The organism is Mycobacterium helveticum (assembly GCF_007714205.1).
Lineage (GTDB): Bacteria > Actinomycetota > Actinomycetes > Mycobacteriales > Mycobacteriaceae > Mycobacterium > Mycobacterium helveticum.
The window spans coordinates 1-14006 of sequence record NZ_VMQU01000136.1; the positions used below are offsets into that span (position 1 = coordinate 1).

The following is a 14006-nucleotide window of genomic DNA, read 5'->3' on the forward strand; positions in this document are numbered from 1 at the left end:
CTTGAGCCGCCGCGCCGTGCTGGGCCTCGGGGCCGGCGCCAACGGCAGGCCGGTGCCGGCCGTGGAGACGGAAGTGGACACCGGCCTGGCCTGGGAGGAGCGGGGCTTGAGCACGATTTCGAGGGCAAATGTGCCCGCCGCGCCGACGGCCGCGCCGGCCCCGAGGCCCAGCACGGCGCGGCGGCTCAAGTCGGGCATGCGGGCCATCATGCCATGTTGGTTCGGTGGGCCGTTTGTCCAAAATGGCAATGTAGTACCACTTTGGCTGGCACCATGGCTTCTCGTGACCGCAGCAGTTACTCCAAAAGGAGAGCGTCGACGGTATGCGCTTGTGAGTGCTGCCGCCGAGCTGCTTGCGGAGGGCGGCTTCGAGGCGGTGCGGCACCGGGCGGTCGCCAGGCGCGCCGGGCTGCCGTTGGCGTCGACCACCTACTACTTCTCCTCGCTCGACGATCTGATCGCACGCGCCGTGGAGCACATCGGGATGATCGAGGTGGCGCAGCTGCGGGCCCGGGTCACCGCGCTGTCCCGGCGGCGTCGGGGGCCCGAAACCACCGCCGAGGTGCTGGTAGAGCTGCTGGTCGGGGACGTTTCCGGGCCGGGACTCACCGACCAGCTGATCTCGCGGTACGAGCGGCACATCGCCTGCACCCGCCTGTCCGCGTTGCGGGAGACGATGCGCCGCAGCCTGCGGCAGCGCGCCGAGGCCGTCGCCGAGGCGCTCGAGCGATCGGGCCGGTCCGTCCATATCGAACTGGTGTGCACCCTGATCTGTGCCGTCGACGGGGCGGTGGTGTCCGCACTGGTGGAAGGCCGCGATCCCCGGTCGGCGGCCCTGGACACGGTGGTCGATCTCATCGACGTCCTCGCGCCCGTCGACGAGCGGCCCGTCCGGATCTGACTTCGTCACAACGGGCACGGCGGTGCCGTGCAGTACTGAGCCCCGTACTGAACGGTGTTTAGACCGCTCTGGCAGCGTGGTAGGAAGTCCAAAGCCGACTTCCGGGGAGGAACCATGGACGGGGCGGACACCGCCGGCGAGTCGCGCCTGCATCGGGTCATGGGGCCCGGTGTGCTGCTGTTGTTCATCGTCGGCGACATGCTGGGCACCGGTATCTATGCCCTGATCGGCGACGTTGGCGCCGAGGTCGGCGGCGCGGCATGGGTTCCGTTCCTGCTGGCCTTCGTCATCGCCACGGTGACCGCGTGCAGCTACCTGGAGCTGGTGACCAAATATCCCCGGGCCGCCGGCACCGCGCTCTACGTGCACAAGGCGTTCGGCAACCGCTTCGTCACCTTCATGGTCGCGTTCCTGGTGATGTGCACCGGCATCACGGGGGCGGCGACCGCGTCCAGGTTTTTCGGGTCGAACTTCATCGTCGCCTTCAAACTCTTCTGGGGGACCAAGGGCGTGGTCGTCGTCGCGATGCTGTTCATGGTGGCGCTGGCGGTGGTGAACCTGCGCGGCATGCGGGAGAGCGCCACGCTCAACGTGGTGCTCACCCTCATCGAGATCACCGGGTTGGTGATGGTGATCGCCGTCGGGCTGTGGGCGTCCGTCAGGGGCGGCCACGCCCACTACTCGCGGGTGGTCGCGTTCAACGTCGGTGACAAGAACCTCTTCGTCGCCCTGACCGCCGCGACGTCGCTCGCGTTTTTCGCGATGGCCGGGTTCGAGGACTCGGTGAACATGGCCGAAGAGACCAAGGATCCGGTCAGGACGTTCCCGAAGGTGTTGCTGTCCGGGCTGAGCATCGCGGCCGTCATCTACACGCTGGTGGCGATCGTCTCGGTCGCGGTGGTGCCCGTGAAGGCGCTGAAGGCCAGCGACACGCCGCTCGTCGACGTGGTCCAGGCGGCCGCCCCCGCGCTGCCGACCAAGATCATCCTGCCGTTCATCTCGATGGTCGCGGTGTCCAACACCGCGCTGCTCGGCATGCTGATGGCCAGCCGGCTCATCTACGGGATGGCCCGCGAGGGGGTGCTGCCGTCATTTCTGGGCGCGGTCAGCCCGACCCGCCGGTCGCCGTGGGTGGCGGTGCTGTTCACCACGGCGATCGCGCTGGGGCTGATCCTCTACGTGACGGCCTTCGCGAACAGGGACGCGATCTCGGTGCTCAGCGGTACCACGTCGCTGCTGCTCCTGGCGGTGTTCACCGTGGTCAACGTCGTGGTGTTGGTGCTGCGCCGCGACGCACCGGCCGAGGAGCGGCCCCACTTCAGGACACCGACCCCCCTGCCGATCTTCGGCTTCCTGTCGTCGGTGCTGCTGCTGATGCCCTTCTTCGGCCGGCCCGTGCAGCAGTACGTGCTGGCCGCGATCATGATCTCCAGCGGGTTGGTGATCGCGCTGGTCAGCCGCCTGTTCGGCTGGCGGTGGCAGAAGCGGCGCGCGGGCGCCGAGCCGGCCCCGACGTGGTCGGACACCCGCTAAGGCAGCTGGGGCAGCGAAGGCGTGACGATGTACCCGGTCGCGAAGTCGCCGTAGATCGTGACGCCGTCCGGGTGGCGGTGGGTGTAGAGCGCGACGTAGGCGCACACGACGGCATCGACCGGGTCCTCGGCGCGGCGCAGGTCGCTCTTGCGCCGCGCGGCGGCCACCTGCGCGCGCAGCCCCACCCATCCGTCGTGGCCGGCGACGCGCATCGGCACCGCGGCGTGCGCGAGCCCTTCGACGCCGTCCATCAACAGCAGCAGCTCGGCTTTGAGCCGGGCGAGATCGCGCCCGGGCTTGGCCTTGTACTTGAGGGTGCGCGCCAACCGGAACAACACCACCGTCGCCGGGTGCGGGTAGACCTCGATGGCGCGCCGACCGGCCGATGACCGTGGGTCCATGTCGAGGTTCAGCGCCCGCGCCAGCCGCGCGGCGCGCGGACCGCCCGCAAACTCCGGTTTGGTGGTGTTGGACGGGTGCGCGCCGGCCTCGAACCGGCGGAAGTCGCGGTTGAGCGCCGCCTCGGCCGGCCGTTGTCCGGTGGGGTTGGTCACCACCAGCGGGGCGTCGAAGGCGACGACGCAGTCGCCCCGCAGGTAGGGCCGCAGCGCGGCGAGGATCTCGGCGTCGTCGCGGACGGCGCCGACGTGGACCAGGCGGCCCCCCGCGTCGACGACCGCCACCCCGGTCGGGTTGCGCCCGGCCCAGGCCAGGTCCACACCCGCGAAGTACACCCGCTCAGGTTAGGGCCCGGCCGACCGTAAGCTGTGTGCTTGTGAGCGTTCCGAACGTGCTGGCCTCCCGGTACGCCGGTGCCGAGATGGTCGCGATCTGGTCGCCCGAGGCCAAGATCTCCACCGAGCGGCGGCTCTGGCTGGCCGTGTTGCGGGCGCAGGCGGAGCTGGGCGTTGCGGTACCGCCGTCGGCGATCGCCGATTACGAGCGCGTGCTCGACGACGTCGACCCCGCCTCGATCGCGGCCCGCGAACGCGTCCTGCGCCACGACGTCAAGGCCCGCATCGAGGAATTCAACGCGCTGGCCGGCCACGAGCACGTGCACAAGGGGATGACCAGCCGCGACCTGACCGAGAACGTCGAGCAGTTGCAGGTCCGGCGCTCGCTGGAGCTGGTGTTCTCCCACGGGGTGGCGGTGGCGGCGCGGCTCGCCGAGCACGCGGTGAGCTATCGCGACCTGGTGATGGCCGGACGCAGTCACAACGTCGCCGCGCAGGCCACCACGCTGGGCAAGCGTTTCGCCTCGGCGGCGCAGGAGACGCTGGTCGCGCTGGCCAGGCTGCGCGAGTTGATCGACCGGTACCCGCTGCGCGGGATCAAGGGCCCGATGGGCACCGCGCAGGACATGCTCGACCTGCTCGGCGGCGATACGGCCAAACTGGGCGAGCTCGAGCGCCGTGTGGCCGAGTTTTTGGGTTTCACAACGGTTTTGACCAGCGTCGGGCAGGTCTATCCCCGTTCGCTGGACCACGATGTCGTCTCCGCCCTGGTGCAGCTGGGTGCCGGGCCGTCGTCGCTGGCCCACACGATCCGGCTGATGGCCGGGCACGAACTCGTCACCGAGGGCTTCGCGCCGGGACAGGTCGGCTCGTCGGCGATGCCGCATAAGATGAACACCCGCAGTTGCGAGCGGGTCAACGGGCTGCAGGTCGTGCTGCGCGGCTACGCGTCGATGGCCGCCGAACTGGCCGGCGCGCAGTGGAACGAGGGTGACGTGTTCTGCTCCGTGGTGCGCCGGGTTGCGTTGCCCGACAGCTTCTTCGCTGTCGACGGGCAGATCGAGACGTTCCTGACGGTGCTGGACGAGTTCGGCGCCTACCCGGCGGTGATCGCTCGCGAGCTGGACCGCTACCTGCCGTTCCTGGCCACCACCAAGGTGCTGATCGCGGCGGTGCGCGCCGGGATGGGCCGCGAGGCCGCCCACCACGTGATCCGCGAACACGCGGTGGCCACCGCGCTGGACATGCGCGAACGCGGTGCCGAGCCCGACCTGCTGGAGCGGCTGGCGGCCGATCCGCGGCTGCCGCTGGACCGCGCGGCGCTGGACGCCGCCCTGGCCGACAAGAAGGCCTTCACCGGGGCCGCCGGCGATCAGGTCGACGAGGTCGTCGCCGCGGTGGACGCGCTGGTGGCCCGCCATCCCGACGCGGCCAAATACCGTCCGGGGGCGATCCTGTGACCCCGGCCGGCGCGCTCGCGGAAATCGACTTCACCGATCTGGACAACTTCGCCAACGGGTTTCCGCACGAGCTGTTCGCCGTGCACCGCCGCGAGGCGCCGGTCTACTGGCACGAGCCGACCGACAACACCCCCGACGGCGAGGGTTTCTGGTCCGTCGCCACCTACGCGGAAACGCTTGCGGTGCTGAAGGATCCGGTGACGTATTCGTCGGTGACCGGCGGGGAACGGCCGTTCGGCGGCACGCTGTTGCAGGACCTGGCCATCGCGGGTCAGGTGCTCAACATGATGGACGACCCGCGGCACTCGCAGATCCGGCGCCTGGTCAGTTCCGGGCTGACGCCGCGGATGATCCGGCGCGTCGAGGACGACCTGCGCGGCCGGGCCCGCGTCCTGCTGGATGCGGTGGTACCCGGCGAGCCGTTCGACTTCCTGGTCGACATCGCGGCCGAGTTGCCGATGCAGATGATCTGCATTCTGTTGGGTGTGCCGGAGTCCGAGCGGCACTGGCTGTTCCACGCCATCGAGCCGCAATTCGACTTCGGCGGCTCGCGCAAGGCCACACTCTCGCAGCTGTCGGCGCGAATGTCGGCCGAGGAGGCCGGCTCGCGGATGTACACCTACGGCCAGCAGTTGATCGCCGCCAAACGCGCGGAGCCGACCGACGACATGCTGTCCGTCGTGGCCAACGCCATGCTGGATGACGCCGACGGCAAGGATGCGGCGGCGGCCCTTTCGGATCTCGAGCTCCACCTGTTCTTCAGCCTGCTGTTCAGCGCCGGTGCCGAGACGACGCGCAACGCGGTCGCCGGCGGGCTGCTGGCGTTGGTCGATCATCCCGACCAATTACGTTCGCTGCGTGCCGATTTCGGGATGCTGCCCCTTGCCGTCGAGGAGATGGTGCGGTGGACGTCGCCGTCGCCGTCCAAGCGGCGGACCGCGACACGCGACGTCACGCTGGGCGGGCAGCCGGTCCGGGCGGGGCAGAAGGTCCAGATCTGGGAGGGCTCGGCCAATCGCGACGCCGGCGTCTTCGACCGTGCCGACGAGTTCGACATCGCCCGAAAGCCCAATCCGCACCTGGGCTTCGGGCAGGGAGTGCACTACTGCCTGGGTGCCAACCTGGCCCGGCTCGAGCTGCGGGTCCTGTTCGAGGAGCTGTTCACGCGTTTCGGTGCCGTCCGCGTGGTGCGGCCCGTCGAATGGACGCGCAGCAACCGCCACACCGGCATCCGGCATCTGATCGTGGAGTTGCACCGGCAACCATGACGAACCGGCTCGCCGGCGTCGAGCCGCCACCAGATGTTTTCGCCGCGGTGATGGCGACCGGTGTGTTGTCCGTCGCCGCCGAAGACCACCACTACCCCGGAATCAGCGAGACGACGGGCGTTCTGGCGTCGCTGGGCCTGCTGGTGCTGGTCGTCGTGGTGATCCTGAGGCGCCGGTCTGTGCGCTGGGATCTGCACGATCCCGATGTCACGTTGCGGCTGTTCACCTTTGTCGCCGCGTGTGCGGTGCTGGACAGCCGGCTGGACGCCTTCCCCGTGCCGGTGCGGGCGCTGGGTCTGGTCGCGCTGGCGGCCTGGCTGGTCCTGATCGTGCTCACCGTGCGCAACATGGCGGCGCGTTCGTGGCGGGAACTGCGCGACCGCGCGCGCGGCGCCTGGGAGCTGGCCAGCGTGGGGACGTCGGGCCTTGCGATCGCGGCCACCAAGCTGGCCCGGCACCCCGTCGATCAGCGGTGGCTGGTCATGGCCGTCCCGGTCTGGGTTGCGGCGCTGTGCCTCTACGCCCTGATGACCTGGCTGGCGTTGTGGCGCATCGTCGCCGAGCGCAGGGACCGGGCCGGATTCGAACCCGACAGCTGGATTCTGATGGGCGGCCTGGCCATTGCGACGCTGGCCGGCACCAACATCCACGCGCTGGCGCCCGCCTGGCTGGCCGGGCCGGTGCGCGCCGTCACCGTCGTGACATGGGTGGCGGCGAGCCTGTGGATACCGCCGCTGGTCTATTTCACCCTGCACTGGATCAACCGGAGCCCCGGCACGCTGAACTTCGCCGGGATGTGGTGGGCGTTCGTGTTTCCGCTGGGCATGTATTCGGTGGCGAGTTACACCATGGCGGGTGAGACCGGGCGGCCGTCACTGGTCACCGTGTCGCTGGTGTTCTTCTGGGACGCGTTCGCGGCATGGTCGGCCATGGTCGTCGGCGGGCTGCTGTTGTCGGGCCGCACCCTGCTGGGCGGGCGGGTCAGCGGTTCGGGATCGTGATGCCGGCCGACCGCAGTTCCAGGGCGGCCAGCGCCCGGATCGTGTGGGGATCCTCGTAACGCCAGCCACCGACCGGGTCCGGGCCGACGGCGGCCAGCTTGCGCGGCGACCGGTTCGTCAACGCCCGCAGGGCCAGCAGCTGTTCGCCGGCCGGCGTCGCGGCCAGGGCGGTGGCCGCCAGTTTGCGGCGGAAGAACCGCAGGCGCAGGAACAGCCACGGCAGGACGGCGACCAGGATGGGGAGGGCGATGACGGCCATGGCCAGCAGCACCGCCAGCCAGCTGCCGGTGGTGTCCAGGGTGCGTCCGGCGCCGGCGATCTCGAGGGCGGACTGGCTGGCAGAGGTGAGCGGCGTGCTGACCGCGTCGCCCAGCAGCGGGATGTGTCCGGCGCCCCGACCGGCCGACGCCAGGCTGCCGGCGACGCCGTGCGCACCGGCCTCCACCTGCCGACCGGCCTCGGCGATCGTCGAGATGGCGTCGTAGACGGCCAGGCCGACGAGCAGCCAGATCCCCGTCCAGAAAAAGACGGCGAAGTCACTGAACAGCTGGGCCGCCAGCCGGGCGGGTGTGGTGGCGTAGGGCAGAAACCGCGATCGCATCCCTCGATCCCAGCACAGCTCCCGGCGCCGGGCCCGGTTTCCGGCGCCCGATAGGCTGGCCGGATGCGTCCCGCACTGTCCGACTACCGGCATCTGGCCAGCGGTAAGGTCCGTGAGCTCTACCGCGTCGACGACGAGCACCTGCTGCTCGTCGCCACCGACCGGATCTCGGCGTACGACTACGTGCTGGACAGCACGATCCCGGACAAGGGCCGCATCCTGACCGCGATGAGCGTGTTCTTCTTCGGATTCGTCGACGCGCCCAACCATCTCGCCGGCCCGCCCGACGACCCGCGCATCCCCGACGAGGTGCTGGGCCGCGCGCTGGTGGTGCGCGAGCTGCAGATGCTGCCGGTCGAATGTGTGGCCCGCGGTTACCTGACCGGGTCGGGCTTGCTGGACTACCAGGCGAGCGGGACGGTGTGCGGCATCGCGTTGCCGCCCGGCCTGGTCGAGGCCAGCAAGTTCGCCGCACCGCTGTTCACCCCCGCGACCAAAGCCGCACTGGGGGATCACGACGAGAACATCTCGTTCTCCCGGGTGGTCGACCTGGTGGGCGAGGCGCGCGCCGAGCAACTGCGCGACCGGACCCTGCAGATCTACCTCCAGGCCTCCGAACACGCGCTGACGAAGGGCATCATCGTCGCCGACACCAAGTTCGAGTTCGGCACCGACCGCGACGGCAACCTGCTGCTGGCCGACGAGATCTTCACCCCCGATTCCTCGCGGTACTGGCCGGCCGGGGACTACCGCGCCGGGGTGGTGCAGACCAGCTTCGACAAGCAGTTCGTCCGCAACTGGCTCACCGGTCCCGGGTCCGGCTGGGACCGGCACGGCTCGCAACCCCCGCCACCGCTGCCCGACGACATCATCGCGGCCACCCGCGACCGTTACATCAATGCCTACGAACGGATTTCCGGTTTGAGCTTCGGTGACTGGATCGGGCCGGGCGCATGACCGAGACGTCCCGCGACCGGCTCGGGCCCCCGGTGGCCAAGCGGGTGGAGACCCGGCGCGAGCACCACGGGGACGTCTTCGTCGACCCCTACGAATGGCTGCGCGACAAGGCCGACCCGGAAGTCATCGCCCACCTCGAGGCCGAGAACGACTATGTCGATGCGATGACGGAGCACCTCGAACCGCTGCGCCGGCAGATCTTCGACGAAATCAAGGCGCGCACCAAGGAAACCGACCTGTCGGTGCCCACGCGGCAGGGCGATTGGTGGTACTACTCGCGGACGTTCGAGGGCAAGCAGTACCGCGTCCAGTGCCGTTGCCCGGTCGCCGGCCCCGACGACTGGACCCCCCCGTCGCTGGACGAGAACACCGAAGTGCCCGGTGAGCAGATCCTGCTCGACTCGAACGCCGAGGCGCAGGGCCACGAGTTCTTCGCGTTGGGCGCTGCCATGGTCAGCCTGGACGGCAACCTGCTGGCGTACTCCGTCGACACTGTCGGCGACGAGCGGTATACGTTGCGGTTCAAGGACTTACGCACCGGCGAACGATTCGGGGACGAGATCGCCGACATCGCGGGCGGGGGAACGTGGGCCGCCGACAACCGGACCGTGTATTACCTGACCCTGGATGCGGCCCACCGCCCCGACAAGGTCTGGCGGTATCGGCTCGGCTCCGGCGCGCCCTCGGAGCTGGTGTATCACGAGGCCGACGAACGGTTCTGGCTCGGGGTGGGGCTGACCCGGAGCAAGGCCTACGTCCTGCTCAACGCGGCGTCGGCGATCACCTCCGAGTGGCGGTACGCCGATGCGGCCGACGCGGACGCCGAGTTCGCCGTCGTGCTGCCGCGACGCGACGGCGTCGACTACTCGCTGGAACACGCGGTGGTCGGGGGCCGCGACCGGTTCCTGATCCTGCACAACGACGGCGCGATCAACTTCACGCTGGTCGAATCCCCGGTCGACGATCCCACGCGGCAGCGCACCCTGATCGAGCACCGCGACGACGTCCGGCTCGAGGGCGTGGACGCGTTCGCCGATCACCTGGTGGTGAGCTACCGGCGTGAGGCACTGCCCCGCGTCCAGTTGTGGCCCCTGAACGCCGACGGCGGTTACGGTGAACCCGAGGAGATTTCGTCGGACTCCGAGCTGATGTGGGTCAGCACGGGCGCCGACCCCAACTGGGATTCCCCGAAGCTGCGGATCAGGGTCGGGTCTTTCGTCACCCCGGTGCGGATCTACGACGTCGACCTGGCCACCGGGCAGCGGACGCTGCTGCGCGAACAACCCGTGCTCGGCGACTACCGGCCCGGCGACTACGTGGAGCGGCGGCAGTGGGCCCGCGCCGACGACGGCACCCGCGTCCCGGTGTCGATCGTGTACCGCACCGGAACCGAATTCCCCGCGCCGACGTTGCTCTACGGCTACGGCGCCTACGAGATCTGCACCGATCCGGCGTTCTCCATCGCCCGGCTGTCGCTGCTGGACCGCGGCATGGTGTTCGTCATCGCCCACGTCCGGGGCGGCGGTGAGATGGGCCGGCTGTGGTACGAGCACGGCAAGCTGTTGGCCAAGAAGAACAGCTTCAGCGACTTCGTGGCGGTGGCAAGGCATCTGGTGGACTCGGGGCTGACCAGCCCGCGGCAGCTGGTCGCTTTGGGTGGCAGCGCGGGCGGCCTGCTGATGGGCGCGGTGGCCAATCTGGCGCCGCACCTGTTCGCCGGCATCCTCGCGCAGGTCCCGTTCGTCGACCCCTTGACCACCATCTTGGACCCCTCCCTGCCGCTGACCGTCACCGAGTGGGACGAATGGGGAAACCCGTTGAGCGACAAGGATGTCTACGCCTACATGAAGTCCTATTCGCCGTACGAGAACGTGGAGGCCAAGCGGTATCCGGCGATCCTGGCGATGACGTCGCTGAACGACACCAGGGTGTACTACGTGGAGCCGGCCAAGTGGGTCGCGGCGCTGCGCCACGCCAACACCGACGGTGCTCCGGTGCTGCTGAAGACGCAGATGAACGCCGGCCACGGCGGCGTCAGCGGTCGATACAAGGCGTGGCAGGAGACCGCGTTCCAGTACGCGTGGTTGCTGGCCGTCGCCGATCCCGGCCGCTACGGCCGCGGATGAGCCGGGTCACTCAGCCGGACTGAGGAATTCGCCGGCGGGCCGTCTCGGCAGGAACCAGGCGGGGATGAGGGTGGACGCCACCAGCACCACCGCGAGCGCGAACACCGCGGTGTAGGCGTGCGAGAGGTCGTGCAGCAGGTCACCGGCGAAGTGCTGGGTCAGCGCCCGCTGCGGGACCGCGGACTTGTCGGGCGGCACACCGAGCCTGGCCGCGTTCCGCTGCAGCAACGCCATCTTGTTTGCGGCGCCGATGTTTTCGCTGCGGTTGAACTGGCTCGTCAGGACCACCGACATCAGCGCCGTCCCGATCGAGCCGCCCACCTGGTGCAGGACGCTGATCAGCGTCGAACCGCGGGCGATCTGGTGCGGGGCCAGCGCCTGCACCGACGCCACCGACAGGGGCATCATGACGCAGCCCATGCCCAGGCCCATGATCGTGAGCCCGGTCAGCAGCGTGGGTTGGTAGCTCGACTGCCCGGCCACGCCGTAGGTGAACGTGCCCAGGCCGGCGGTGATGAGCGCGATGCCGACGAGCACGACCTTGCCGGGCCCCCGCCGGTCCACGATCGGGCCGGCCAGTTGCATGGTCAGCATCGCGCCGAGCCCTTGCGGGATCATGTGCACTCCGGCCTGCGTCGGTGTCTGGTGCAACACCTGCTGGAAGTAGCTCGGAAGCAACAGCGCGGCCCCGAAGAACGCGACCGCGAACACCGTCATCGTCACGTTGGCCTGGGTGACCGCCGGGTTCTTGAACAGCCGCAGGTCGATCAGCGGGTGATCCGTCCGGTGCCAGGCGTGCAGGACGAAGGCCACGATCAGCGCCAGCCCGATCGCCGCCGGTATCAGCACGTGCCGATCCGCCACGGCGCCGCGACCCGGGATGGAGGACACCGCGAACAGGAACGTCGCCAGGCCGGGGGAGAGCAGCAGCACGCCGACGACGTCGAATGTCTCCGACCGCGAAGGCTGATCCTTGCGAAACACGATCGCCGCGAGGGCGGTCGTGACGAGGCCGATCGGCAGGTTGATCAAGAAGATCCATCTCCAGCCGGCGGTGTCGATGAGCCAACCGCCCAGGATCGGCCCGCAGATCGGGGCGAGCAGCATGGGGATGCTCAGGATCGACATGAGGCGGCCGAGCCGCCCGGGGCCCGCCTCGCGGGCCAAGATCGTGAAGCCGAGCGGCAACAGCATGCCGCCCCCGATGCCCTGCACCGCCCGAAAAACGATGAGCAGCAAAATGTTCGGTGCCAACGCGCACAGCAGCGAACCCAGCGTGAACGCCAGGACCGAGCCCATGAACAGCCGTTTGGTGCCGAACCGGTCGGCCGCCCAGCCCGTCACCGGGATCACGGTCGCCAGGGCCAACGTGTAGCCGGTCATCGTCCACGCGACCACCGCCTGAGTGGACGCGAACTGGGCGATGAAGGTGCGCTGGGCGACGCTGACGACGGTGAGGTCCAGGATGGACATCACCGAGGCCAGGGTGCACACCCCGGCGACCCGCAGCAGCGCGGCGTCCAGCGTGTCGGGATGGTCGCGCTCACCGGCCGCCCGCTGCCGGGTGGCGGCGGTATGCGGTGGGGCGACGGTTGGAGCCTTTTCCATGGCGATATTTAGCATATCGAACCGTCGACCCCGGCGGCGCCGACAGCCGTTTGCGGGACGGCCGCCGGGCGGGCCCGTGCCAACCCCGCGCCCGCCGTCGGCGTCCGGGAACGGTTTGCCCGCCGCGCCGGCCGGCACGGCGGCGCGATAGACGCCTGCCGTCTGCGTGTCCTTCACCGTCCCGACACTTGGGATCGGCAAACTGCTGGTGTGGCTGGAAAACTGATCGTCTCGGTATCGGGCATAGGTGAGGGCACCTTGGCCGACGTCGAGGCGTTCTGCGCGAAGATGGATGCCCGCAACGTGCCGGTGTCGTTGCTGGTGGCTCCGCGGCTCAAAGGGGATTACCGGCTCGACCGCGACCCGCGGACCGTCGAGTGGCTGACGGCCCGGCGGGCCGGCGGCGACGCCATCGTGCTGCACGGCTACGAGGACGCGGCCACCAAGAAGCGGCGCGCCGAGTTCGCGATCTTGCCGGCACACGAGGCCAACCTGCGCCTGACGGCCGCCGACCGGGTGCTCGAGCATCTCGGGCTGCGCACCCGGCTGTTCGCCGCGCCGGGCTGGACGGTGTCACCGGGTGTCGTCAAGGCATTGCCGCAGAACGGTTTTCGGCTGCTCGCCGACCTGCACGGGGTTACCGACCTGGTTCGGCACACCACCGCCCGCGCCCGGGTCCTCGGCATCGGCGAAGGGTTCCTGAGCGAGCCCTGGTGGTGCCGGATGGTGGTGCTGTCCGCCGATCGGATCGCGCGCCGGGGCGGCATGGTGCGCGTTGCCGTGGCCGCCCGTCAGTTGCGCAAGCCGGGTCCGCACCAGGCGATGCTGGACGCCGTCGACCTGGCGTTGATGCAGGGCTGCATGCCGACGGTCTACCGCTGGCAGCGCGACAAGGCGATCGCCGACGCCGCCTGACCCGACGGCCCGGGCGGGGCACTACCCCGATCCGGCATGAGCGATTCCTCGGCCGGCGAGTTCGGCGCCGACGCGGTCATCGTCGGCGCCGAACTGGCGGGCCTGGTGGCCGCCTGCGAACTCGTCGAGCGCGGCCTGCGGGTGCTGGTCCTCGACCAGGAGAACAGCGCCAACCTGGGCGGGCAGGCCTTCTGGTCGTTCGGCGGGCTGTTCTTCGTCGACAGCCCCGAACAGCGCCGCCTGGGCATTCGCGACAGCCACGAACTCGCGCTGCAGGACTGGCTGGGGACGGCGGCTTTCGACCGGGACGAGGACTACTGGCCCCGGCAATGGGGCCTACGCCTACGTCGATTTCGCCGCCGGGGAGAAGCGCAGTTGGCTGCGTGCCCGGGGCCTCAAGCTCTTCCCGCTGGTCGGGTGGGCCGAGCGTGGCGGATACGGCGCGCTGGGACAAGGCAATTCGGTGCCCCGCTTCCACATCACCTGGGGTACGGGCCCGGCCCTGGTCGAGATCTTCGCCCGCCGGCTGCGCGACCGCTCGACCGTGCGCTTCGCGCACCGCCACCGGGTGGACGAGTTGATCCTCGAAGGGGGCTCGGTCGCCGGCGTCCGGGGTAGCGTGCTGGAACCCAGCACGGCCCCGCGCGGCATTCCTTCCTCACGAAAAGCTCTGGCGCAATTCGAGTTTCGTGCCCCTGCGGTGATCGTCGCCAGCGGCGGCATCGGCGGCAACCACGATGTGGTGCGCACGAACTGGCCCCAGCGGATGGGTCGCGTCCCCGGGCGCGGCCGACGACCTCACCTAGGCTGGGCGAGCAGACGCAAAAGCCCCCGCACGCCGGGGGGGGGGGGGGGGGGTTGGGGGGGGGGGGGGGGAAAGGGGGCGCGGGGGGGGGGGGGGG

The 14006-nt window shown here is 69.8% G+C and carries 11 protein-coding genes and 2 pseudogenes; 9 read left to right on the plus strand and 4 right to left on the minus strand.

Going from position 1 to position 14006, the window contains the following annotated elements:
- A pseudogene (locus FPZ47_RS22950) lies at positions 1 to 210 on the minus strand (hypothetical protein); the annotation flags it as partial.
- Between the two features lie 73 nt (positions 211 to 283).
- Here FPZ47_RS22950 and FPZ47_RS22955 point away from each other — a divergent pair.
- Positions 284 to 901, plus strand: a complete 618-nt coding sequence (locus tag FPZ47_RS22955) for a TetR/AcrR family transcriptional regulator (protein WP_144951157.1) — start codon at positions 284 to 286, stop codon at positions 899 to 901.
- Between the two features lie 114 nt (positions 902 to 1015).
- Positions 1016 to 2434, plus strand: coding sequence for an APC family permease (locus FPZ47_RS22960; RefSeq protein WP_246133383.1), 1419 nt, complete (start codon positions 1016 to 1018; stop codon positions 2432 to 2434).
- Here FPZ47_RS22960 and FPZ47_RS22965 read toward each other — a convergent pair.
- Positions 2431 to 3168 carry a DUF429 domain-containing protein gene (locus FPZ47_RS22965; RefSeq protein WP_144951158.1) on the minus strand — a complete coding sequence of 246 codons (738 nt, stop codon included), beginning with the start codon at positions 3166 to 3168 and terminating at the stop codon, positions 2431 to 2433. The two genes, FPZ47_RS22960 and FPZ47_RS22965, sit on opposite strands and share 4 nt — an antisense overlap.
- A 41-nt stretch (positions 3169 to 3209) precedes the next feature.
- Between FPZ47_RS22965 and purB the strand changes: the two genes are divergently transcribed.
- Genes purB through FPZ47_RS22980 form a run of 3 tightly spaced genes read left to right on the plus strand, consistent with a single transcriptional unit; the run spans position 3210 to position 6897 of the window.
- Complete coding sequence (gene purB / locus FPZ47_RS22970; protein ID WP_144951160.1) at positions 3210 to 4628, plus strand: adenylosuccinate lyase; 1419 nt, start codon at positions 3210 to 3212, stop codon at positions 4626 to 4628.
- Complete coding sequence (locus FPZ47_RS22975) at positions 4625 to 5896, plus strand: cytochrome P450 (protein ID WP_144951162.1); 1272 nt, start codon at positions 4625 to 4627, stop codon at positions 5894 to 5896. The genes purB and FPZ47_RS22975 overlap by 4 nt, the downstream gene beginning before the upstream one ends.
- Positions 5893 to 6897 (plus strand): tellurite resistance/C4-dicarboxylate transporter family protein, encoded by a 1005-nt coding sequence (locus FPZ47_RS22980; protein WP_144951164.1) that lies wholly within the window; start codon positions 5893 to 5895, stop codon positions 6895 to 6897. The genes FPZ47_RS22975 and FPZ47_RS22980 overlap by 4 nt, the downstream gene beginning before the upstream one ends.
- Here the strand turns inward: FPZ47_RS22980 and FPZ47_RS22985 are convergent.
- Positions 6878 to 7498: a hypothetical protein gene (locus FPZ47_RS22985; protein WP_144951166.1), complete on the minus strand. Its 621-nt coding sequence runs from the start codon at positions 7496 to 7498 to the stop codon at positions 6878 to 6880. The two genes, FPZ47_RS22980 and FPZ47_RS22985, sit on opposite strands and share 20 nt — an antisense overlap.
- A 63-nt stretch (positions 7499 to 7561) precedes the next feature.
- On the opposite strand from FPZ47_RS22985, the gene FPZ47_RS22990 reads away from it, so the two are divergent.
- On the plus strand, positions 7562 to 8455 hold the full coding sequence (locus tag FPZ47_RS22990; protein ID WP_144951168.1) for a phosphoribosylaminoimidazolesuccinocarboxamide synthase: 894 nt from the start codon (positions 7562 to 7564) through the stop codon (positions 8453 to 8455).
- Entirely contained in the window at positions 8452 to 10581 is a 2130-nt protein-coding gene (locus FPZ47_RS22995) for a S9 family peptidase (RefSeq protein ID WP_144951170.1), read from the plus strand. Before FPZ47_RS22990 ends, FPZ47_RS22995 begins: the two co-directional genes overlap by 4 nt.
- Positions 10582 to 10587: 6 nt before the next feature.
- On the opposite strand, the gene FPZ47_RS23000 is transcribed toward FPZ47_RS22995, so the two are convergent.
- Positions 10588 to 12204, minus strand: a complete 1617-nt coding sequence (locus FPZ47_RS23000; RefSeq protein WP_144951172.1) for a DHA2 family efflux MFS transporter permease subunit — start codon at positions 12202 to 12204, stop codon at positions 10588 to 10590.
- 195 nt (positions 12205 to 12399) lie between these two features.
- Between FPZ47_RS23000 and FPZ47_RS23005 the strand changes: the two genes are divergently transcribed.
- Together FPZ47_RS23005 and FPZ47_RS23010 are read left to right on the plus strand one after the other, a co-directional pair.
- Positions 12400 to 13104: a DUF2334 domain-containing protein gene (locus FPZ47_RS23005; protein ID WP_144951174.1), complete on the plus strand. Its 705-nt coding sequence runs from the start codon at positions 12400 to 12402 to the stop codon at positions 13102 to 13104.
- Positions 13105 to 13140: 36 nt separating this feature from the next.
- Positions 13141 to 13885, plus strand: a pseudogene (locus FPZ47_RS23010) (FAD-binding protein); the annotation flags it as partial.
- Between the last annotated feature and the right edge of the window lie 121 nt (positions 13886 to 14006).